Annotated in this window: 19 protein-coding genes; 9 read left to right on the top strand and 10 right to left on the bottom strand. The window is 58.1% G+C overall.

All coding sequences use genetic code 11. The features are described 5' to 3' along the window. Window positions 1-14: 14 nt before the first annotated feature. Window positions 15-806 (bottom strand): response regulator, encoded by a 792-nt coding sequence (locus KTAU_RS00095; RefSeq protein WP_151726484.1) that lies wholly within the window; start codon window positions 804-806, stop codon window positions 15-17. 178 nt (window positions 807-984) lie between these two features. Here KTAU_RS00095 and KTAU_RS00090 point away from each other — a divergent pair, with 178 nt between their 5' ends. Then, the gene (locus tag KTAU_RS00090) at window positions 985-2,028 is read left to right on the top strand and encodes a sensor histidine kinase (protein WP_170292943.1); all 1,044 of its coding nucleotides are present in this window, start codon (window positions 985-987) and stop codon (window positions 2,026-2,028) included. Window positions 2,029-2,085: 57 nt separating this feature from the next. Here the strand turns inward: KTAU_RS00090 and KTAU_RS00085 are convergent, their stop codons facing one another. The 3 genes from KTAU_RS00085 to KTAU_RS00075 form a co-directional block, all read right to left on the bottom strand. Then, entirely contained in the window at window positions 2,086-2,472 is a 387-nt protein-coding gene (locus tag KTAU_RS00085) for a FixH family protein (RefSeq protein WP_151726482.1), read from the bottom strand. A 6-nt stretch (window positions 2,473-2,478) separates the two neighbouring features. Then, window positions 2,479-3,156 (bottom strand): copper resistance CopC family protein, encoded by a 678-nt coding sequence (locus KTAU_RS00080; protein WP_151726481.1) that lies wholly within the window; start codon window positions 3,154-3,156, stop codon window positions 2,479-2,481. A gap of 271 nt (window positions 3,157-3,427) precedes the next feature. Continuing rightward, window positions 3,428-4,558, bottom strand: coding sequence for a WD40/YVTN/BNR-like repeat-containing protein (locus tag KTAU_RS00075; RefSeq protein WP_151726480.1), 1,131 nt, complete (start codon window positions 4,556-4,558; stop codon window positions 3,428-3,430). Between the two features lie 324 nt (window positions 4,559-4,882). Here KTAU_RS00075 and KTAU_RS00070 point away from each other — a divergent pair, with 324 nt between their 5' ends. Both KTAU_RS00070 and KTAU_RS00065 read left to right on the top strand, forming a co-directional pair. Continuing rightward, a complete protein-coding gene (locus KTAU_RS00070) occupies window positions 4,883-5,194 on the top strand; it encodes a metal-sensitive transcriptional regulator (RefSeq protein ID WP_151726479.1) in 312 nt (103 codons plus the stop codon). A gap of 29 nt (window positions 5,195-5,223) precedes the next feature. Beyond that, window positions 5,224-5,445, top strand: coding sequence for a heavy-metal-associated domain-containing protein (locus KTAU_RS00065; protein ID WP_170292942.1), 222 nt, complete (start codon window positions 5,224-5,226; stop codon window positions 5,443-5,445). 196 nt (window positions 5,446-5,641) lie between these two features. Here the strand turns inward: KTAU_RS00065 and KTAU_RS00060 are convergent, their stop codons facing one another. After that, on the bottom strand, window positions 5,642-6,136 hold the full coding sequence (locus KTAU_RS00060; protein WP_151726477.1) for a pyridoxamine 5'-phosphate oxidase family protein: 495 nt from the start codon (window positions 6,134-6,136) through the stop codon (window positions 5,642-5,644). Between the two features lie 322 nt (window positions 6,137-6,458). On the opposite strand from KTAU_RS00060, the gene KTAU_RS00055 reads away from it, so the two are divergent. Together KTAU_RS00055 and KTAU_RS00050 are read left to right on the top strand one after the other, a co-directional pair. Further along, window positions 6,459-6,965, top strand: a complete 507-nt coding sequence (locus KTAU_RS00055; RefSeq protein ID WP_151726476.1) for an acyl-CoA thioesterase — start codon at window positions 6,459-6,461, stop codon at window positions 6,963-6,965. A 271-nt stretch (window positions 6,966-7,236) separates the two neighbouring features. Further along, window positions 7,237-8,157: a C39 family peptidase gene (locus KTAU_RS00050; protein WP_151726475.1), complete on the top strand. Its 921-nt coding sequence runs from the start codon at window positions 7,237-7,239 to the stop codon at window positions 8,155-8,157. A gap of 303 nt (window positions 8,158-8,460) precedes the next feature. Here KTAU_RS00050 and KTAU_RS00045 read toward each other — a convergent pair whose 3' ends face one another. After that, entirely contained in the window at window positions 8,461-9,390 is a 930-nt protein-coding gene (locus tag KTAU_RS00045; RefSeq protein WP_170292941.1) for a L,D-transpeptidase, read from the bottom strand. A gap of 731 nt (window positions 9,391-10,121) precedes the next feature. On the opposite strand from KTAU_RS00045, the gene KTAU_RS00040 reads away from it, so the two are divergent. Next, complete coding sequence (locus KTAU_RS00040; RefSeq protein ID WP_151726473.1) at window positions 10,122-10,817, top strand: LuxR C-terminal-related transcriptional regulator; 696 nt, start codon at window positions 10,122-10,124, stop codon at window positions 10,815-10,817. A 153-nt stretch (window positions 10,818-10,970) separates the two neighbouring features. Here the strand turns inward: KTAU_RS00040 and KTAU_RS00035 are convergent, their stop codons facing one another. Further along, complete coding sequence (locus KTAU_RS00035) at window positions 10,971-12,221, bottom strand: mannosyltransferase family protein (protein ID WP_170292940.1); 1,251 nt, start codon at window positions 12,219-12,221, stop codon at window positions 10,971-10,973. A gap of 568 nt (window positions 12,222-12,789) precedes the next feature. Between KTAU_RS00035 and KTAU_RS00030 the strand changes: the two genes are divergently transcribed. Beyond that, a complete protein-coding gene (locus tag KTAU_RS00030) occupies window positions 12,790-13,836 on the top strand; it encodes a GAF domain-containing protein (RefSeq protein WP_151726471.1) in 1,047 nt (348 codons plus the stop codon). Window positions 13,837-13,985: 149 nt separating this feature from the next. Here the strand turns inward: KTAU_RS00030 and KTAU_RS00025 are convergent, their stop codons facing one another. Then, complete coding sequence (locus tag KTAU_RS00025; protein ID WP_228026252.1) at window positions 13,986-14,765, bottom strand: rhomboid family intramembrane serine protease; 780 nt, start codon at window positions 14,763-14,765, stop codon at window positions 13,986-13,988. 237 nt (window positions 14,766-15,002) lie between these two features. Continuing rightward, window positions 15,003-16,100: a M20/M25/M40 family metallo-hydrolase gene (locus KTAU_RS00020; RefSeq protein ID WP_170292939.1), complete on the bottom strand. Its 1,098-nt coding sequence runs from the start codon at window positions 16,098-16,100 to the stop codon at window positions 15,003-15,005. Between the two features lie 411 nt (window positions 16,101-16,511). On the opposite strand from KTAU_RS00020, the gene KTAU_RS00015 reads away from it, so the two are divergent. Next, window positions 16,512-18,158: a S8/S53 family peptidase gene (locus tag KTAU_RS00015; RefSeq protein WP_151726469.1), complete on the top strand. Its 1,647-nt coding sequence runs from the start codon at window positions 16,512-16,514 to the stop codon at window positions 18,156-18,158. A gap of 254 nt (window positions 18,159-18,412) precedes the next feature. Next, complete coding sequence (gene erpA / locus KTAU_RS00010; protein ID WP_112427393.1) at window positions 18,413-18,811, top strand: iron-sulfur cluster insertion protein ErpA; 399 nt, start codon at window positions 18,413-18,415, stop codon at window positions 18,809-18,811. A gap of 846 nt (window positions 18,812-19,657) precedes the next feature. Here erpA and KTAU_RS00005 read toward each other — a convergent pair. Further along, window positions 19,658-21,182 (bottom strand): thioesterase domain-containing protein (locus KTAU_RS00005; protein WP_151726468.1); only part of this gene is annotated, 1,525 nt, incomplete at its 5' end.

The following is a 21,182-nucleotide window of genomic DNA, read 5'->3' as shown; positions in this document are numbered from 1 at the left end:
GAATGGCTGGCTGGTTAAAAGCGAGGGCGTGGGCCGGGCGGGCCATCGTCGGGAGAAATCAGACCGTGGCGGATGGCGAAGCGTACCAGGTGTGGGATATCGTGCAGTCCAAGCTTCTCCATAATATTGGCACGGTGAGCCTGCACGGTTTTGACGCTCAGGACGAGCCGGTTGGCGATCTCCTGGCTGGTGTAGCCCTCGGCGACCAGAGTCAAGACCTCCAGCTCGCGCGGACTGAGCACACGCAGCTCATCGGCCAGCTTCTCCGCCTCTGCACCATGCTGCGACTCGTGAGCGGGCTGGTCGCTTTCCTGAGCCTGGCGCTCTTGCTGTACCGTGTAGTGTTCCAGGTAGACGCGGATCAGCGAGCGAGCCAGGCCAGGGTAGAGGAAAGCCCCGTTCTCGGCCAGAGCGCGGACCGCGCTCTGCAGCTCTGCTGGCGCCGCCTTCTTGACCAGATAGCCGCTGGCTCCGACTCGTAACGCCTGCAAAAAGTATTCCTCGCTATCATGCATGGTCAGAATCAAGACCTGTGTCTCGGGCTGTTCAGCGCGGATGCGGCGGCACGCTTCTAAGCCATCCATTTCTGGCATCGTGATATCCATTACCACAATATCCGGTCGCAGTTGGCGCGCCATCTCCACTGCCCCGGTGCCAGTCTTGGCCTCCCCAACAATACGAATCTCCGGCTGAAGCGTTAGTAGAAGCTTAAGTCCCTGGCGCAAAATATCGTGATCGTCGGCCAGCACCAGACTAATCGTGCGCTCAGCCGTAGGACCAGTGTTGCCCGGTTGCTCATCCATCATAGTTCTCTCCCTCCTTGCCCTCCTCCTGGTCGGTGGTCTCTCGGTGTTCTATATTAATTAATTAGGTAGTGTAATCTGCCAGGGGGAACCATTGCCAGCCTGAGTGAGTCGGGCTGCTCACATCTCTCTGCATGATTATCTTATCTCACTCATAGAGCATGCCAGAAAGAGAATGACGATGCGGATCATCTGGGAATGGCTGCGGCGCTGGCGGCTCTCTCTCTTTGAGAAAGTCATCCTCACGAATAGCCTGCTACTGTTGGCGGAAGCGATAGCGGCTCTCTGGGTAACCAGTCATGCTCTGGAAGCCCATCATTTTCTGATCGATACGGCCTTTCTGGTAGCGGCTACTTTACTCAGCATCGCCATCAATGCCTTCCTGTTACGAGCCAGCTTCAGACCGCTCTTTCGCCTGCTAGAAGTCATTCGCCGCATCAGTGCAGGCCAGACCGAAGCTCGGGCCGAGCCGGCTGCTACGGATTCCGAAGTGGGGCAGCTCGCTGCAGCCTTCAATGCGATGCTGGACCGGCTGGAGGAGCTGCGCCATCAGCAATCGGCGCTCATTTTGCAAGCCAGAGAAGAAGAGTTGCGGCGTGTTTCGCGCGAACTGCATGACGAAAGCGGCCAGAATCTAACCGCTGTCCTGGTCTACTGCGAAATCCTCATGCGCACCGTAGAGAGCCTGCCTGATAGAGTCATCGCTGGCGAGACGCGCCAACAGCTTGTTACAAACTGTCAGCAATTGAGCGAGCTGGCCCAGCGCACGCTCGATGCAATCCGTCAGCTCTCACAGCGACTGCGCCCGCCCGTGCTCGATGATCTGGGGCTGGTTGCGGCCTTGCGCTGGCTGGCTGAGGATAGCCGTCAGCGTTTTTGCCTTCCAGTTGAACTGACCATAGAAGAGCAGCCGCTCTGGCAGTGCTTGCCTCCCCTCTATGAGACCACTCTCTTTCGGATTGCCCAGGAGGCACTCACCAACGTGGCTCGTCACGCGCGCGCCAGCCGGGCGCAGCTCTCACTCTGGCTGGCCCCTGCCGCTATTCATCTCTGTATTCAAGATGATGGCTCAGGGTATGATCCAGGGCTGCGCAGCAACGGACTGGGCCTGGTGAGTATGCGGGAGCGCGCTGCTCTCCTCGGCGGTAGGCTGTCTATTGATGCGCGCCCGGGTCAAGGGACGCGTGTTGAGGCCATTCTTCCCTTACCGGCACCGGCAGCCTGATGGCCTCACCTGCGACGTCTCGTCGCAGCGCGACCCTGGTGCCTGCTCTCCTTTAGCTCAGGCTATTTCGAGATGGAGGATCTGCTGCTGCGGCGTAAAGCCTCTGGCGCGTGCCTCTATTTTGATGGCCCAGGCGCCTGGCATTGAGAAAAAGACCAGCACGCTATAGCTGCCGTGCCCCTCCTGCTGGATATGGATCGGTGTCGGCCCCATAGCCATATCTGGCATCCAGGCTGAGGAACTGACCTGGGCCTGCTCGATAGGGATTCCCTGGGGATCAGTGAGCTGCAGCTGCAAGCGCGCTATCCCCACGCGCAGCGGCGCCTGTTCCGCTACGTGCACCTGGAGCACAGCAGGAACCTGAACAGGCCAGAGCGCTGCCAGCGTCAGGGCCGCCAGGCAAGAAACGACCAGCAGCAGCCAAAAAATCGGGCGCACACGCATCAGTGCTCACCCTCTCGGCGTGGTATCCTTCTCCTCTTCACGCGCGATCTCGCGCCGCATCTGTGCCAGGCTAGAAGATCTGGCGGACGGACGGGCGAGGCTGCGACCCAGACCGAGGCCGGCGCCGCCACCAACTAGCAGGCCGGCAATGCCTGCCACACTCACCCACAGCGGCAGATTACTCGTCCCACCCGAGGTCGAGGCGGTTGAGGAACTGGCAGCGCTGGCAGTGGGGGTGGGGGCTGGTGTCGTGCTCGCGCTGTTTGCCCCAGCGGGCTTTACCGTGAAGATAAAAGCCCCCTCATCTGCATCACCGTCCTCCGCTGACACAGTGATCCAGCGCACGATGTAGACCCCATTACCGTCCGGCTTGATGCGCACCGACATCTCTCTTGGATTGTTTAAAGGGATCGTGGCGTTCCCCTGGCTAATCAGTTCCCCGTCTGGCCCGTAAACGAAAAGATTGCTTTTGCTGGGATCGGGGTTCATATTCTCGGCGGTGAAGACTGTCACGGTCGATGGTACCTGGCTAATCGTAGAGCCAATTTTGGGATTGGCATCGATGACCTTAGCATGGGCCGAAACAGGACTGACCCCAATGACAAAGAGCAACAACGCGCCCACAAGCAGCGCACAGCCCAACTGCACTGGGCGCGTGAGTCGCCACTGAGAGTACAGCATCATCGGTCTCCTCACTTTTTCATCTCCGCAAGTGGCTCCGGCTCTGGCTCAAGTGCGGCCCTCCCTCTTTCTAGGGGAAGAGCAGCTTGGGCCAGAAAACCTCTGATCCTAGCATAAGAAGCAGCTTACCTGCTGTCCATTAGGAAGAATCCCTATTCTCCCTGGTGGACACCGTAAGGTGTTTGCCCGAAGGGGCTAGACCAGCGGAGGAAGAAGTGAGCTGCCAGGCGATCAGGAGCAGGAAGGAAAGGGGCAGGTCTCCAGGGAAGGTTAATCAATCGGTCAACACCTGCCAGGAGCGACCTCCGTCCTGGCTGAAAAGCACGCTGGCGGGATAGAAAAAGGCGGCATAGAGCAGTGTAGACTGCACTGGCGAAAGCTGCAGTGTCATCAGGTCGCCGCGCGAGAAAGTAAAGCGTTTCTGCCAGCTTGTGCCCTGATCGGCGGAGAACCACAGGTCGCGGCCAGCCAGGGCATACAGAGCTTGACCGTTGGCTGAGCTGACCAGGCGCGTCAGGGAAGCATTCGGAGTAGGACCACTCAGGTGAATGATCTGTTTACTGCCATCTTGCCAGCGATAAAGACCCTCATCGGTGGCGCAGAAGATCAAACGTGGGCGGGTCTGCGTGGCTGTCAGGCTGAGAACCGTACCGTTGATCCCCTGGATGCGCTGCCAGTGGTTCCCATCGTCGGTGGTTTCGAAGAGTCCCTGATCACCCCCGAGCAAAAGATGATGGGGATGCCCTGGATCAGTCAAGAACAGAGGAGTCTGCATCGCTGAGAGTGCCCCGCTCGTAATCGAGCGCCAGTGCGCTCCGAGATCAGTTGTTTCGTACCAGCCAGCATAGACGAAGAAGGCATAGAAATGACCGGCTGGTCCACTGCCTGCTTGCACTGAAAAAGGATAGGCTGAGGATGGCAGATGAGGCGGGTTACTCAGGCGCCAGCTCCTTCCACCGTCGCGGCTCATATAGACACCGGCTTGCTCGCTGCCAATTCCGCTCGGCACGGCAATCACCGCGAGCACATTGGGATCGCCGGGAGCGGGAGCAATCGAGGTCACCATCGCTGGCGCTAGCGCACCGCGCGTCTGAGGCCAGCTCTTTCCCCCGTCGTGGCTGATGAAGAGACCGAAATGGGTCCCCAGGTAGAGACTGCGCCCATCATCTCCGATGGCCAGCGTATGCAGGTGCGTCTCCGGATTCGAGAGTGGGCGCCCCGGCACTGTTGGATCAGTCGTGCTGCGGCGGTTGCTCAATAGCTCCCAGCTGGCGGCCACAATCACTGCGATCAGCACAATAGCCAGAAGAACATACGGTCCTCGTCTCTGCCGCCCTTCTCCCGCTTTCGTCGCCCGCTCCTGCGAAAGATACTCACCCTGCTGACGCTGCTGTGAAGTCGCCATTGTTCCTCTTTCATCCACACGCTCGAACTCAAGACCCTGGACATGAGTTGGTCTGGCTGCTCAGCGAGCACGGCCAGAATGGGCCTGACCCGGCCCGGCGATTATCCCTACAGAAAAACATTACCATCGAAGGTCAATAGGGAAGATTCTCGATCTCGGGTGGTCATGGTGCTGGGCGATCGGGCTGGCTTTTGCCCATCACATCAGGAGGGTGAGGCGATTGCGGCTTCTTCGTTCTTGACCCCTCCCCGGGGGGTGTGGTATAGTGACGGAGGATAGTCCCCAAGGTCAGGCAATACGGGCAGCAGAAAGGAGCCAGCCGCTGTGCAGGAAGAACGCCGTCGCGAGGTATTGAAACGGCTCTCCTACATCAAGGGTCATCTCGACGGCATCTCCAAGATGGTAGAAGAAGACAAATACTGCGTCGACATCCTGCGTCAAAGCTATGCCGTACGTCGGGCGCTAGAGAAGGTAGAAGCCATCATTCTCGAAGGGCACCTGCATACCTGCGTACCAGAAGGCATTAAAAGCGGACGCGAGGAGGCGGTTGTTGCAGAACTCCTGCAGCTTTTCACGCTTGCAGGCAATCACTTGAAGACGCGGGAGGCCGGCGAGCTGCCTCCTGCGGAAGAATGAAGAGAAAGAAAGGATGGCGAGGAAAGAGCATGAGCACTGCGAGCACCTCGGTGACGCTTATCTCACCAGACATTTCCTGTGAGCACTGCCAGCGAACAATTGAAAGCACACTGAGCACTCTGCAAGGCGTCGAGCGGGTGAGTGTCGACATCACCGGCAAGAGCATCCAGCTCTCTTATGATCCAGCGCAGATCTCGCTGGAGCAAATTGAAAAACAGCTCGACGAGATCGGTTATAGCGTTGTCCACTGACAAAGCAGCTTGGTTGCTATGCCCCGAGTTGGCTAATCAGGCAGAACACTGCGAGGGGGCCTGCGGCGCGCTTGTGCTGCCCCAGGTTCTTCCGTCCCCTCGCTGAGCAAACGGACTGATGGCTGGCTACTCGCGGGCACGATGATCTGGCGTGCCGCCGCCGCCGGTCTCTGAGGAGGGCTGGATGCCGAAAGAATTAGTAAGTTGTTGGTCCCGCTGATCGCGATTGCAGCGGAAAAGTCGCCTCAGTCTGGCGAGGCAGCTCTGTCAGGTCGGTGATGCGCAGCCAGCGCACCTCTAACGCAATGGCCTGGACTGGAAGCCTGGCAATGAAAGAGGCTGCCGCGGGCGATTTCTGGATGAGCCGCTTGCGAACCGCGGCACTGGCCTGCTCGTCGTTGATCAGGCGGGCCTCTGCCGTCGCCTCCAGCCAGGCAGTTGGCTCTCCTGGCCCAATAAAGATACCCACGCGCGGATTGCTCTGCAGATTCGCCAACTTGCGCGACGTCAGAATGAACGTGCAATAAAGTGTCAGTGTCTTGTGCTCATCACTGAGCGGTTCCTCTGCATAGAAAACGCGTGTCACGTAAGGCTGACCTTGGTCCTCAGTAGCAATTGCCAACGTATCATAGCGAGCAAGAAATTCATTAATGGTTTCTCGTAGCCGGACTTCATCCTGTATTGTATCCATGATGTTCAGTCCCCAATGGTTTCAAGCCCCGCTGGGCTTCTTGCTGAGAGAACGGGAATGCCTGCTTCTGCCTGTAGCATACCGCATGATGGCAAGAACGACCAGTCCCGTCTCCGGGCAGGCCAGCTTCTCTGCTGGTGCTTACTGTGAGCGGTGTAGGCTTTGCAAGCAGAGGAGGCAGGGCAGTCAGTGAGCGTGGATAGACTCACTTACCGAGGCGCTCTTGTTTCGAGAAGCGCCTTTTCGTTATGCTTTTAAGAGCGTACAACCCCTGTTCAAGAGATCCCTATCTAGCGACGAAAGGACCAGTGACAGGAGCCCAATGAGTGAACGTTTTCCCTGCTGGTATCCCCTGCAGATCAGATTTCGCGATCTTGATCCACTTGCCCACGTCAATAACGCTGTCTACTTTACGTATTTTGAGGAAGCGCGCAGCTATTATCTGAGCCTCCTGGAGCGCTGGCTCAAGGAGGGGCCGGGAGAGGAGGCTCTCCAGGAGAGGCAGAGCGCTGAGAATCCGCGCATCCAGACGGGGCCGCGTGCAACGCGCTATGGCCTGCTGGTCAAGGAAGTCAGCTGTACCTATGAACTGCCACTGATCCGCTCAGACCGTGCTGAGGTGGGTGTGCGAGTCTCCCACGTTGGGCGCACCAGCTTTATTATGGAGCACCAAATTCGCGATGCCCACAACCACGAGCGCGTTTTCGCCACGGGCCGCTCCGTGATGGTCTGGTGCGATTATCGGACTGGGCGACCGCATCCACTGCCGCCGGCCCTGCGCCAGGCCTTCGAACAGATGGAAGGGCGCAGCTTTCCCACGCCCGAGTAGGAAGGAAGCGCTAGCCCGGGCTACACCCGTAGCTGCTTTTGTCCTGGCCCTGCTCATCTACCAACCTGGGGAGGAGCGGGGCCAGGTCGCTAGTCGTAGCGATGGCCAGTGTGGTCAGGTATAGCCAATAACGGCAGAGAAGGGAAGCCGACCACAAAAGACACTAGCACGATCGGGCTGTTTTTCCTAGAAGAGTCGCCTCATCGTCTCTCGCTGAGCTATACTAATTTCAAGATTAAGCCTCATTCTTTGTGCAGCGTGAGGTTGCTCTATGCTCTCTTCAATAGTGATGGCGCTGGTGGCTGGCTGCCTAATCTTACTGCTGGTCGGTCTGGGATTGTGGGCGCTGCATCTGTATCGGCGCTCCAGGCGAGCAGCGGCGACTGGCGGTCGCTCGTTGGTCGTCGCCTGTGAAGAGCAGCAAGTCAGCGTCGTCCTGCCCGCGCAGGAGGGGGCGTTGGTCTCCCTCGAAAAGGCTCAGCCGCTGCCGGGCTTTGTCCTCCCTCCTTCATGGTATCGCCGCTGGCGCATGTTGGTTTCCCTGGGCCTCCTGCTCATGCTGGGCCTCGCCCTGGCAAGCCAGGGAGGGATTGTGCGCGACACTTTCCGCAGTCTGACCGCTACATTCAGCTTCTTCTCTGCATCCTCAACAATGGACCTGCAGACTGCGCCCCATCCTCTACCCGACACAGCCAGTGCGCGCATCGTCCGCGTCGACTCGGCCTCGCGCAGCCAGTACTACACTGACTACCAGTGGCAGGTCTGGTCTTACTCCTCCTGCTCAGGGATTGCTCTAGAGGAGGTGATGAACGCCTATGGGCGCCATCTCATTGCCGCCGACGTGCTGCAGGTCGAGCTACAGCTCGGTGTCTGGGATGTGCAGCTGGGCTTGCTCAGGGAGGAGGGGATCGCTATGACGGCCAACTATTTCAACTTCAATGCGAGCCTGAGTCATACGCGCACTCTACAGGATATCATTTCCATTGCTAACAGTGGCACGCCTGTCATCGTCAGCATCCGCGACAGCTACTATTTCCCCGGCGGCCATATCTTTGTCGTCCGCGGTGGAGATAGCCAGTATGTCTATACAGTCGACTCCTCTCCGGCCAACTTCACGCGTATGACCTACAACATGTTCACTGCCATGTGGCGAGCCAACAACGATTTCAGCGCCGTGGTGACACCGCGTTAGCCAGCCAGTTCTGCTCCACTCAGCCTGGCTGGCCACGGACAGGCCGCTCTCCCAGCACAAAGCGAGAGAGAAGAGGCGAGGAGGCCGGGGTCTCCATGCTGAGACCATGAGTGGCCTCGTTTCTTCTCTCTCGCTCTGCTGTGAGCCATTGGTTGCCAGCTATCCTGATAGGCATCTGCTGATCTGGTCCCGATTTGGTCCCTACCCGCTGCCATGCCGCTCTCTGCCAGTCCGCTTCCCTGGCAGGCCCTACTTATTGACGCCTGACGACCAGAGATAGCGGCGGAGGAGGGGAAGGACAGGCTAGTAGATCAGCACAGGCGTATACAGGCTCACAAAGTTATAGAGCCAGGCGGCATTATCGGTGGACATATTGACACAGCCATGCGAGCCTTGGCCCGCGAAGGGGTCGCCGGTTGGGTCCTGGTGGGGGAAATTAGTGCCCGGGCCAAAGTCGGCGCGCCACCAGGCGTCATGCAGGAAGTACCCATTGCTATGATATTGCATAGCGTAGTTGATCGGCGTATCGGGATACCAGTAGGGTGAACCCTTGGGCTCGCTTGATTTGAAAACGGTTGGATGCTGCTTGCCTTCAATCCACCAGGTGCCAGGAGGTGTCGGCAGGTCGGGCTGGCCGGTAGTTACCAGGAAGGCTTTGACCAGCTTGCCGTGGTCGTAAGCCCGCAGGGCCTGCTCGCTCAGTGAGACCACCACTACCCGCTCATCCATATAGCCATAGTGACGCATCAGCTCCAGATCGGTTTGATGAGGTTGGTTATAGGGTGTCTTATCGCTAAAGTTAGCCTTCATCGCCTCGAAATTTGTCAACCACATCTGTAGGTCCTCAACCACCTGCTGGTAGTCGGCCAAAGTCTGAGCCTGACTCAGCTCTTCACCGAGCCAATCACTACCGCCAATGCCTTGAGGACCGTATTCATAGCCCAGCGGGTAGGTCTGATTATTGTAGCTATCATGATAGGTATGCTCTTTCCCCCAGGCACTGACCTCCTGAGCCAGCTGCTGCTGGAGATGGGTGCTCTCAGCCTTCATCGCCGGAATCTGAATAGCGCTGATATGCTCCTTTAAGGTAGTCAACGCCCGGCTATAGGCGCTGGCTGTCTGGGCCTGTTGCAGAGCCTGCTGGTCACTCTGGTACTGCTGCTGATAGGTTGTCACCTCTCCACCATTTTGCTGCATCAGGTCAATCCATTGCTGGAAGGTTTCCAGAGCCATCTTCCCCTCATTTTGCAGCGTTGGAGAGATGGATGGTGTGGGCACAGTCCTGGGTCCACTGGCCAGCACGCTAGGGCTGTTTGAACCGCAGGCGCTCAACAGCAGCAGGCCAACCAGAGCAAATGCAGTCAGCAGCAACCTTCCTGCCATGTGCCTCTGGGACTGAGGCCGAAAAGTGTGAACCTCTGTGGTTGCCCGTTTCATGGCCCTTCCTCGTTTTTTCTGCATGCTGTTTGCTCTTCTTTCATCCTTGAAAAGGGTGAGTTGTGGCTAGGGATGCTGGCTAGACAGGATAGCCTGGAACACCTTGGCAGGGCTGTTCCCTCGCTACTCCCTTCATCATACTACGCCTATTGAGAAAAACGCAGAACAAGGCTCCTTCATTTCAGGAACCTGATTCTTATCCCCTTCTGGAGGAGAAAGCTGTCTGACCAGTCTGGGACCCGCAGGCACCCCCATGAGCGTAGGCCCCAAGGCGCGCCAGCGTGAAAATGGCCATGCCTAGTACTTTCTTCTTGAGAATAGTACTTTTGACTAGACCACCGGGGTAGAATAGTACCGTTGGGCGGGGGAAAGGCGTGGGCTAACCTCACACCACTGATAGCCTGCGAGCCTTGCCTCCGCCGAGAGGGCTGGCCAGAGGACGGGACAGGCTTGAAAAGAAACATTAACGCTGTAGAGCCGGAAGGAGGAGGGGAGTCCTTCTCTGTGAGAGGACTGCCGCAAGCTGGATGGAGACAATACGTGTGCTGATTGTTGAAGAGCAGCCGTTGCTGCGCATAGGTATTCACGCTACCCTGGAACGCATGGGGGATTGTGAGATTGTCGGCGAGACGACCGATCCCGCCGAGATTTTGGCGATCGCTGGCGACGGTCGACTCGACGTCGCCTTGATCGATACCGGTCTGACCTGTGCTGATCCGCTGGAGATTGCTCGCCAGGTGCGGCGGGTTGCGCCGCATGTCGCGATGATTATGCTCACTCCCGCCGAGAACGAGGAGGATCTCTTCCAGTCGATCAAGGTCGGTGCCGCGGCTTACTATACGCGTGATATCGGCCTGGAAGAGCTGCGGGATGCGGTGCGCAAGGTCAGTCGCGGCGAGTATCTGATGAACGATGATGTGCTCTCCAGGCCGCAGATTGCCTCGCGTGTCTTGGCCTCATTCCGGGCCCTCAACGAGGAAGAAGAAGAGGTCGACAACACTCAGAAGGAGCCATCACCGCTATCCAGCCGCGAGATCGAAATTCTTGACCATATTGCCCGCGGGCGTAGTAACAAGGAGATCGCCAAGGTGCTCAAGATCAGTGATCAGACCGTCAAGAATCATATTACTTCAATTCTGAAGAAACTGGCTGTTAATGATCGCACTGCGGCGGTTGTCTATGCGCTCAAGCATGGCTGGATCACTATTGAGAAAGAGCAGTGAAGCCAGCCATCCTGAGCGCCCTAAACAAAGCCATCGTGGCACGTCGCTCTATTTTGCCACCTTCGTCCTGATGTGGCACAAAAGCCTTGTGCTTTAACCAGGTCTGCTATGGACTGGCGAGCGCTAGCGCTGGTAATCGATAAGAAGCCTGCTCTAACCGGCCCACTGGCCAATGAGAAACTGGAGCACCGAGAAGGTGAGCAATCCCCCGGAGATAATTAGGTAATGAAGGCGGAAGCTTTCACTCTTGCCGAGGCGTGCCAGCACTATGAAGGCCGGGAAGAGGGCCAGGGCGAAGCGCGGCATCGACATGGTGGGATAGCGTCCCACCGCAGGAACCAGCAGAAAGAAGATGAAGGCTCCAACGGTATAGAGCGTGTAAGTGGGAGCGAGAGGGCCGCGCAGGCGCCAGGGTCCTACAAAAAGGAGCACCACCAGGGCCAGCACCGCAGTCAGCAGCGTCAGGTCGATGACGCGATGGATAGTAATAAAGTCAAGGTGGCTGGAGTCCTGAACGAGGGCGGTAATGGTCGCGCTAAAGGCGAGCCAGGGAGGTTGGAGACTGCGCTGCCAGACCGATTCCGCGTGAGAAAAGGCCAGCGGATCGTGAAAACGCAGATAGCAATAGCCGGCAAATAGGGCGAGGCCGCTGGGAATGCCAAGGATGCTGAGGACATCGAGGCGGAACTCACGCAGGCGAAAATGGTGCTGGCGCAGATATTCGTAGACAAAAGGGATGAGCAGCGGAATAGCGGTGGCCCGCGTCAGGCTGGTCAGGCCGCCCCAGAGCGCGGCCTGCCACCAGCGTCCACGCCGTGTGCTATAGAAACAGAGAAGAGAAAGAAGCATAAAGAGTGATTCACTATAGGCTGCTGCCAGAAAAAAGGCCATAGGAAACATTGCATAATAGAGCACAGTGCGATTGGCTAGTTCGTCGTCAAAGTCCTCAATGACCAGGCGGTACAACAGCACCAGGACACCAAAGCCAGCCAGGTTTGAGACGACCAGACCCGCCAGCACTGGATTATCTGCCAGATAATTGACCAGGCGAATGAGGAGCGGATAGAGGGGAAAGAAGGCCGTACGCCACCAGTCGCTATAACCATGTAGAGCGATGGTGATGAAATGGCCGGTGTCCCAGTGCCTCCAGCTGTTGATCATGGCCCGTAGAACAGGGCCGCTGGTGCTGCTGGAGTCGCCAGGGAAGAGAAAAGCGACATAGCTCAGCAGCAAATAGAGCAGATGGGTAGCGCTGTAGATCGGTAGGACCTGCTGGATGGCGGCGAGCCAGGGAGAGCGGAGAGCCGTGGCCGCCTTCGCCGTCTGCTCCTTGTAGTGGCCTGCCTCAGCGCTGGTGAGCTGTTTCTGCTCAGACAGCCTGTTCTCGCCCCCTGTTGTGGCCAATTCCCTTAAAGCAAGGCTGCGGGACGTGGTTGAGGCTTCCTGCTTCTCCTCCTTATTCGCAAGGCACGGGCCAGGTGCGAGAGGCCCGTGCTCATCAGTAGCGGATTCAGGCGTTGGCAGAATCTGCTGCGCAGCCTCGTCTTGAGTCAGAGGCTGGCTCAGCTGATCCCGTCTTGGGCGATGAGAACGTAGTGAACGAAGAAGCATGAGTACCCTCATTGATCAGAAAATCTTAAATACGCGAGCGCTCTCAGTCTGCGGCTAACCTGATCGGGTTCCTCTGCCGGAGAGGAACGGCTGCCGCGCTCCGCTCAGTGCCGGGAGCCGGATCGCGCTCTTTCTCGTGAGCAAATGGTTCAGCTCTGATAGAGTGACGGTTGATTGCCTGCGGCAATAACGCGCAGGTTCCCTTTGGTCCCCTCCATTCCTCATAGTAATATTCTCTAATATTTGCATAGGAGATTGTTGTTCAATGGGGGATATGTTATCATAGAAGAGCTGTCACGAAACAGCACTTCCTCTTTGAGTTGAGACGTAGATCAATCGATTCTTCTGATAAAGTGCTCTAATGATATTTCAGGAACGCTATGGGAAGGGAAGACGCTTGCAAACCTGGCAGGAACTGTTGAGTCAGCTTATTGAAGACATTCAGCTGGAGAGGCGGCTTGCGCAAGAGATGGGGGTACAGCCGATTACACTCAGGCGCTGGGCGCGGGGTGTAGTGCAGCCGCGAGAGGATAACATCCGGCGCTTGCTGAAGGCGGTGCCGCGCGAAGTCTACCCCGAGTTGATACGTCTGCTGGCCAACGACTTCCCGAAGCTGTTGGAACAGTCGACGGAGGCCTCTGCCCCGGCAGTGCTGCCGGCGCCACCTGTCGAGGTTTACGTGCGAGCCCTCAGCATGTATACGACCACGCCCCCTTCTCTCTATCCAGATGCACTCTACGATCTCCTGTTGCAGCAAATGCTCAGGCAGCTTGATCCTGAGCAGCGTGGTCTGGCTGTGACGGTTGCGCGTTGTATGCCGCCGCCAGCACCGGGGCGGAAGGTGCGTAGCCTGCGTGAGATTGTTGGACGTGGCAATCCTCCCTGGCCGCGTGATCTCAGCCAACAGGCGATTTTCCTGGGAGCAGAGTCCCTAGCCGGAGCTGCTGTGACCCATTGCCGGCTAGTGACTATTCCGAGTCGTGATGAAGAGTACAGTCTCTTCGCCGCTCACTGGGTCGAGCATGAGCAGAGCGCCGTGGCCTGTCCCATTCTCTGGCAGACGCGTGTTGCTGGCTGTCTCATTGTCTCTAGCGCTTTCCCTCATGCTTTTACCCAGACCCAACAGTCCTTGATTGAGCGCTATGCCCAGCTGATCTCTCTCTGCTTTCGTCCCGAAGCCTTCTACAGCCATGGCGATATCGAACTGCGTCTGATGCCTTTCTATACTGAGCAATTGCCATATCTTCAAAATTTCAGGAGATATGTCAGCCGTAAGGTGGAGGAAGCCAGCGCGGCAGGTCGCTCATTATCGCTGTACGAAGCGCAAGAGGCCGCCTGGCGTGAGATAGAGGAGCAGCTCCTGGAGCTGCCTCTGCGTCAGGCAGAAGAGGAGATGGAAAAACGCTAACGTGCTGAGGGGCCTGGATGCCGGCAGGAAGCTCCCAAGCATGCGCTCTGGCCTGTGGCGAGACTCTGCTTGCGTCATGCCAGAGCGCATGCTCGTGAGGGGATCTGGGTGAAGCTTACAATGGGACGCGTTGTCGCCCGGGCTTCAGCTTACCACCAGCGGCGATAGTCGTTCTCGCGTGAGTAGGGGTGGTAGGGATAGGAGGGATAGCTGATGGAAGCTGGTGGCTTGAGCCAGGGGCGCAGGATTAGCGTAATGATCAGGCCAGTCAGGAAGCCGCCAACGTGGGCCAGATAAGCGACGCCGCCCATGCCCTGTTGCACCTGGGCCAGTGAGGCCACACCATCGAAAAGCTGCAGCACAAACCAGAGGCCAATGAGTACAATCGCTGGCAGTGTCACGATGGTGAAGAAAAAGAAGATGAAGATGACCGTGCGCACGCCGGCCAGGGGAAAAAGAACCAGATAGGCTGCCAGCACACCAGCGATGGCGCCGCTGGCCCCAATGCTGGGGACCGTTGAGTCAGGAAAGGCCACAGCCTGGACGAGGCCGGCGACGATGCCGCAGAGCAGGTAGAAGCAGAGATAAGGAAAGTGCCCAAGACGGTCTTCCACGTTATCGCCGAAAACATAGAGGAAGAGCATATTGCCGCCGATGTGCAACCAGCCGGCGTGCAGAAACTGAGAAGTAATCAGGGTGAAGTAGACCGGCTGGGGAGTCTGGAAAGCAAGGTGAGTTTGCACAAGGGCTGTCTGAGGAACGCCGTGTAATAAGGCGACGGGCACCACTCCATAGGCGAAAATCAGCTCATCTACGCGATTCCCGAGGGAAAGTTCATAGAGAAAAATCAGTACATTGACCAGGATCAGACTCCATGTCATCCAGGGCACATGTCGGCGTGGCCCTGGGAAGTCCTGGAAGGGTATCACCTGCAGCCTCCTCCTTTAGCCTGTAGGTTACTATGCTCCAATACAATTCACGGGCCAGCGGCGCTTCAGGTGGCGTGCGTCGACCAGGATATGCCAGACCGGACTTGTATGCAGCTGTGTGTCGCTGCTGCCCAATTGATCGACAGGCAACCTCTGACCAAGGCCCTCTCTGAGCGGGACCCGGCCTGTTCGGCTCTGCCTTGGCTTCCGCTGCTCTGGACCCGACTGCGCAGGGTTTCAGTCAGCCGCTGAGCCAGCGCCCGACCAACGGCGCAGCACCTCTAGCGTGTCCTCTACCAGTTGCTCCAGTGGTTCAAGCGGCACATATTCTGTGGGAGAATGCTCGTTCACCACACCGGTGGAGATGGTAAAGACACGTATGCGCGGGCGCAGAGCGCTCGTATCGCTGCCGATGAAGGTGGGACGCAACTGGATCTGCTTGCCCCGATCAGCAAGCACCTGACGATAGAGGGCCAGTAGCGGCTCTTGTTCATCGACAACGTAGGCGTTGCAGTGTGAGACAAAGTGTATCTCTGCTCGCCCGCCGGCCTGATGGGCGCTCTCTTCAAAAGCCCTGCGCAGGCGTTCACGGTAGCGCTCTATCTGCTCACTTCCCTCGAAGCTGCGCAGCTCTCCCTGGAGTAGTACACGAGCAGGAACGGCGTTGCGCGCGCTACCGCCCTCGATGCGTCCGATCAGAATCCGCGTCTGGTCATTGGCGAGCGAGCCGTGAGGATAGGCCGCCTGGCGGAAAATCTCCACGGCGTTCACGGTCTGACTCAGATCTTTGCCAGGATGACCGGTGCGACCAGTGATCTCGACATCGAAGGCTTCGTAGTGAGCGCCACGCGAGACGACTACGCCGGCCTCAAAGGCATTGTCAAAGACAATACCCTCGCTTACCTGCCAGGGGGTCGGATCGAAGGCGCGGGCTCCTTGCAGGCCGCTTTCCTCCTGGACAGTGAAGAGAGCGACGATCGGCGGGTGGGGAAGCGAACGCTCCTGGAGACGCCTGAGTGTTTCCAGAATAATGGCCAGACCGGCGGCGTCGTCGGCTCCAAGGTTAGAGCTGCCGTCGCTGTAGAGCACGCCATCGCGCAGCACCGGATGCTGCCCTCGCCCCGGTGGGACACGGTCCATATGGGCATTCAGAAGCACAGGACGGCCCTGGCCGGGGAGCAGAGCGATCAGATTCCCAGCGGGGTCAACGCTGGTGGTTAACCCCTGGGCCTGCAAGGTAGCCTCAAGGTACTGGCGAACGTGCTCCTCATGGCCTGAGGTGGAGGGCAAGCCTACCAGTTCTATCAGAGTGGCGTAGAGACGATCTGCGCTCATCACAACGGTACTCTTTTCTTTTCCTTCTCCCTTGATCCTGGCTCCCAGGGCTTCTTGTCTCATTATAACGGGATTCCAGGGGCGAAGAAAAGGAGGCTGGGCAGCTGCTCCGGTTACCAGCGTACGGCCAGGCAAAGCCATTCGGCCTATCCCTGAGAAGCGCCCCGGAAGGTCTATTTGCTATCTTCTATTGGTTCAGTTATAATGCCCGATGATAGAAAAGCAGTCGCTCCATCTCATTTTGCATGAAGCAGGTAGGCGGGGAGGCAAGGGAGAAAGGGGTCTTTGCTGAGGAAGGAAGAGGGCAAAGATGCCATCCTGACTGCGGCTGTCTACCTGCGGAGGAACGCTGCTCACCATGTTGCGCGCTCGTTCATGCCGTACTAGCTCTAGCTAGAAGGGGATCTGTGCATGACTCCTGATGCTGCTGACCTCATAGGGAGGCCAACCGAGCTATTTCACTGGGTACGTGGAGAAATGGTGGTTGTAGTGCAACTGCCCAGAAGGCCGGCTGAAGATGCCTTGGAATTGCTGGCTGAGCAGGTACGGAGCCAGCTCAATGCTCTTCTGGCACCACATCATCTGATGCTGGAACCATATGGGAGCGGAGGCCACTGGCAGGAAGAGGCGAAGCCATCCCGGCCTCCGATTCGCCAGCGGGCCTTCCTCTTTGGCTATCATCGCCAGCAACCGCTTGTGGCGATTTTCTATCAGGTGCGCCATTTAGAGCAGGCGCTCATTGATCCTATGCCCCTGGCGCTTGCCTATCTGCAGGTGCATCTTGATGAGCTAGCTGAGCGAGGTCTCCGCCTCGTCTCTATGATGCCCAACTGGCTGGTCACTGCCGCCCCTTTTTACTACAGCATCGGCGGGCCAGCTCTGCCGCCGCGTCCTGCTCCGCGGCTAGAGTTGCCAGCCATCGGAGCCAATGAGCCACCGCTCGGCTGGCATATTTCCTTTCTTGATCAGGGACTCCTGCTTGATCCCGAGGGGGCGGGCAATGTCCTGGTAGCAGTGCTTGACACCGCGGTCGAGGCCGAGCGCCTCCTACGAGCGGCGGACCGCCCCGAATTCCGGCGGAACTGGCTGCTCCAGCGGCTGGCAGCCGATTTGCGCAATGGCCGCGGCCTCTTCCAAATCGAATATGATCGCTATCCGCTCTGGGAGGCGGTACGCACTGGACGTGATCATTACGGCGAGGCTCTGTATTATCCTATGCCTGACCACGGCCTCTTTGTGGCTGGCCTGATTCGAGATATTGCTCCCCAGGCGCGCATTCGACTGATTCGCATTCTCAATGACTATGGGGGGGGCGATCTCTACGGGCTCTTCGCAGCCCTGACGGGACTGGAGAAAGAGTTGTTCACCGGGACTATTCGGCGCCTGGTCGTCAATTTGAGCCTGACCACCTTACCCGATGCGCGTCGTCTCCCCTATGTCTGGTTCGATGATCGTCGTTGGCCAAGTCGGGGATTGGCCAGTGCTATGAGTGCCCTGACGCTGCTGGAGGATGGGTTGCGCCTCCTCTTTGAAAGTCTCTATGCCCAAGGGGCCTTGTTAGTCGCCGCTGCGGGAAACGATTCCTGGCCGGAAACTCGCCAGGGAAAGCGGCGAAGGCCGCCGCGAGCGCCAGCGCGCTATGCAACGGTGGTCAGTGTGACCTCGGTCAACAGTCGCTTCGAGCCGTCCCAGTTTGCCAATGTCGCTGCTATGCCGCCGGTGAATGGCGGCGTGGCTACGTTCGGGGGCGATGTTGAGGGTGTGAGAGATAGTAACGATCTACCCGATGCTGTCAGAGGAGTCTATATCTCGCCCACCTTCCCCAACGGCGAGCCGAACACCACTGGCTGGGCAGATTGGTCAGGCTCCTCATTTGCTGCGTCTATCGTCAGCGGTCTCGCTGCCCATTTACTCGCTCAGGACTGGTCGGCAGCCAATACAATGTTGCGGATGACTTCTAGTGGTGAGTGGCATGGTGGCCTGCTCTATGGCTCCCCACCTGAAGTGCCTGCATTGCTGGCCAATCTGATCCGCGCCCAACAGCGCTTTGGTCTCTAGTTCCTACTGGCTTGCTCTCGCTGGCAGGCGGCTGCGAGCGGTCGCTGGGCGGGGATTGACCTCCTCCTCTGGCTGAGAGCATAGGCCCTTGCCCTTTCCCTTGACGCTGTATACCTCGTGGGATATAATAAAACGCAACTGGGTGCTTGAAGTGTCTTCATAGAAGGCCTAACACGTATCTGCTGGGTACGTGAGGCCTGTCTTGGTGGGCTTGAGGAGAGCAAGCAGGTTCTACTTTTGGGAGAGAGATACTTATGATCGAGCAGACGCAGCAAAAGAGCGAAAGCAGCGTGGTGACGCTGACCCCTCTGGCAATGGAGAAGATCCGCGAGCTTCTGCAGCAGGAGAACGATCCTAATCTGGGCTTGCGTATCTTCGTGGCCAGTGGTGGCTGCTCCGGCCTCCAGTATGGCATGACGCTGGATGAGGAGCAGGAAGGTGATACGGTCATTGCTCAGGGCGATTTCAAGGTGCTCATCGATGAGATGAGCCTGGATTATGTCAACGGTAGCGAGATCGACTACGTTGATAGTCTGATGGGCGCCGGCTTTACGGTGAACAATCCCAATGCCGTGACAACCTGCAGCTGTGGCCACTCCTTTAGAACGGCCAGCGGCGGCGGCGAGCCGCGCGGCTGCGCTTGCGGTCGCTAACCTCGCTCGCCCCTAGCGCTACCTCGTTTCACAACGCTAGTGTAGCGCTTTCTTTTTCTTTGTCGCTTGACAGAACAGTTGCAACTGTGAGCGAAGGGGTCTCACCCAACGTATGTTGTAGTGAGACCCCTTCATGCTTGCTTGTCAACAAGCAGCGGACGAGCAGGCTTGGCCTGGCTCTCCTTGCATTAGTCGTTCGACCACTTTGTATGGCATCTGCTGCAAAAGAGGAGTGTGCATGAGCAGACGTTTCGCCTATCGTCCACGCTACTTCTCTCTCTCTCGCCGCCAGATTCGTACTCTCTCCAGAAATCAGCGTGCTTTCTTCCTTCACCAGTGGCCTGCTCGACAACAGCCCTTGCGTCCTTCTCTCAGGCGCGGCTCTTTTCCTCAGCCCCATTTACCTTTTTCGCCTTTTGTGCATTCGCTGACTTTGCCCAAGCTTTCCCCTCTCTTGTGGGAACGAGCGTGCCCTGCTCCGCTCCTGCTTCTGCCCAATAAAAAAGGTTGAGGCTTGCGCATGGGCCACCTCTGCGCAGACCCCAACCGTGATCCCAGATCTTTTCTCCCAGACACTGACTGCGGGGTTTTGCTAACTGGGTCGCCGGCTGGCGCCCCAGCCTAGCCCACCTCGGGCAGATCTCTGGGTTCTGTCTACGCCACCTCTAGTATGGCCTGACACCTCCATTATAGTAATTCCGTGAAAGCTCTGCAAGAAGATAGGACTCATGGAGTGCCTTACCTCTCTCGTGAGAAGCGGCTACTCTGATGGATTCCTCTTATCGAGGAACTGTTGGCAATTCTGATCACCTCTATCTTTCCATCTCCTTTTGCATTTCCATCTATTTAGTGAATATCGTTCTCTTCTATCGCCTCCAGGCGACGCTTGAGTGCCGCTGCGAAGACCGTGAGGTAGGTGGTGCGACTGGTAATGTGTGTGCCAGGCAGCTCCTGGCTGTCGATGTGCCCGCGACCTTCCTGCTGATGGTGCCGGGCGAAGTCGAGCCAGGGTTTACGGCGCCATCGTTTCTCTTCGGCAGCCCAGAAAAAGGTGATATCGCCACGATAAGGACCTGAACGGTAGCGCGTTAAGATCCAGCTGCATGTGCTTGTCCAGCGCTGATGATCCTCATTGGGAGGGGCCGGTTCATTCTCTCCTGAGCCTTTCCGCCAGTGAGCAAGGCGATAGCGCCAGAGGCTGTAACGGTACCGCCATCGTCGGTAGCATTCCAGTTGTTGCAGCTCATTCCAGTGCAGGAGAGCGCCCAGGACTCTGATGAAGGAGCACGCCAGGCGGGCCTGGCTCCATCCTCGCTCGGGAGCGGTGGGGTCGATCAGCACAAGCAGCTCGACCTTTTCTCCCACCGCTTGCAGCTGGCGGGCCATCTCATAGGCTACCAGACCGCCGTTACACCAGCCAGCCAGGCGGTATGGCCCGTGGGGCTGAATCTGGCGGATCGCCTCGATGTGAGCGGCGGCCATCTCTTCAAAGCTTGGAGGTAGGGCCTTCTGTGGGAAGCGATAAGGTTCAACAGCGTAGAAAGGCTGGTCTTCTCCCAGTTGCTTCGCCAGTTTGATACAGTAGAAGGCGCCACCAGTCCAGTCCCCGTGGAGATAGAAAAGTGGTCGCTTCTTCCCCTGACGTTGCACGGCGATGACGGGAGCCCCTGAATGTTTCTGCGATTCTCCTTCCTCGATGGCCCTCGCTAGCCTCTCTATGGTTGGCTCCTGGAAGAACAGGGAGAGCGGTAGCTGCTTGCCAAACTGCTGCTCTATGCGTGCAAAGAGGCGAGCGGCCAGCAGGGAATGGCCCCCGATCTCGAAGAAGTTGTCGCAAACGCCGATCGGCTGCACGTTGAGCAGCTCCTCCCAGAGCTGGACGAGTTGCTGCTCTAGCAGAGTGCGTGGAGCGACCTTAGCCCCTTGAACGGCCTCGTTCTCGGGAGCTGGTAGCGAGGCGAGGACCCGGCGGTCGACCTTGCCGGAGGTGGTATGGGGAAGGGTGTCCAGGACGACGAAGGAGGCAGGGACCATATAGGCGGGTAGCAGCTCTGAGGCGAAGGAGCGCAGGGCGCTCGGGGTGAGGTGGGTGCCTGGGCGGGAGGAGACGAAGGCGAGCAGGCGAGCCGAGGAGGGATCATCAGGGGAGGGCTGATGAAGGAGGACGGCGGCCTCCTGGACGGCGGGGTGGGAGCAGAGGAGGGCCTCGATTTCGCCGAGTTCGATGCGGAAGCCGCGGAGTTTCACTTGTTGGTCGAGGCGACCCAAGAAGAGGAGGGAGCCGTTGGGGAGCCAGCGGACGAGGTCGCCGGTGCGGTAGAGGCGGGCGGAGGGGTCAGAGGAGAAGGGGTGAGGGAGGAAGCGCTGGGAG

The organism is Thermogemmatispora aurantia, assembly GCF_008974285.1.
GTDB classification, from domain to species: Bacteria; Chloroflexota; Ktedonobacteria; order Ktedonobacterales; family Ktedonobacteraceae; genus Thermogemmatispora; species Thermogemmatispora aurantia.
The sequence above is the reverse complement of the archived record's forward strand: the minus strand, read 5'-3'. Positions and strand labels throughout refer to the sequence as shown.

Coding starts and splice junctions, on each gene's coding strand:
- KTAU_RS00050 (WP_151726475.1), top strand. CDS start 7,237: ATGCTCTCTTCAATAGTGATGGCGCTGGTGGCTGGCTGCCTAATCTTA.
- KTAU_RS00015 (WP_151726469.1), top strand. CDS start 16,512: ATGACTCCTGATGCTGCTGACCTCATAGGGAGGCCAACCGAGCTATTT.
- KTAU_RS00060 (WP_151726477.1), bottom strand. CDS start 6,136: ATGGATACAATACAGGATGAAGTCCGGCTACGAGAAACCATTAATGAA.
- KTAU_RS00095 (WP_151726484.1), bottom strand. CDS start 806: ATGATGGATGAGCAACCGGGCAACACTGGTCCTACGGCTGAGCGCACG.
- KTAU_RS00020 (WP_170292939.1), bottom strand. CDS start 16,100: ATGAGCGCAGATCGTCTCTACGCCACTCTGATAGAACTGGTAGGCTTG.
- erpA (WP_112427393.1), top strand. CDS start 18,413: ATGATCGAGCAGACGCAGCAAAAGAGCGAAAGCAGCGTGGTGACGCTG.
- KTAU_RS00030 (WP_151726471.1), top strand. CDS start 12,790: ATGATATTTCAGGAACGCTATGGGAAGGGAAGACGCTTGCAAACCTGG.
- KTAU_RS00065 (WP_170292942.1), top strand. CDS start 5,224: ATGAGCACTGCGAGCACCTCGGTGACGCTTATCTCACCAGACATTTCC.
- KTAU_RS00080 (WP_151726481.1), bottom strand. CDS start 3,156: ATGATGCTGTACTCTCAGTGGCGACTCACGCGCCCAGTGCAGTTGGGC.
- KTAU_RS00055 (WP_151726476.1), top strand. CDS start 6,459: ATGAGTGAACGTTTTCCCTGCTGGTATCCCCTGCAGATCAGATTTCGC.
- KTAU_RS00085 (WP_151726482.1), bottom strand. CDS start 2,472: ATGCGTGTGCGCCCGATTTTTTGGCTGCTGCTGGTCGTTTCTTGCCTG.
- KTAU_RS00090 (WP_170292943.1), top strand. CDS start 985: ATGCGGATCATCTGGGAATGGCTGCGGCGCTGGCGGCTCTCTCTCTTT.
- KTAU_RS00075 (WP_151726480.1), bottom strand. CDS start 4,558: ATGGCGACTTCACAGCAGCGTCAGCAGGGTGAGTATCTTTCGCAGGAG.
- KTAU_RS00040 (WP_151726473.1), top strand. CDS start 10,122: ATGGAGACAATACGTGTGCTGATTGTTGAAGAGCAGCCGTTGCTGCGC.
- KTAU_RS00045 (WP_170292941.1), bottom strand. CDS start 9,390: ATGGCTCTGGAAACCTTCCAGCAATGGATTGACCTGATGCAGCAAAAT.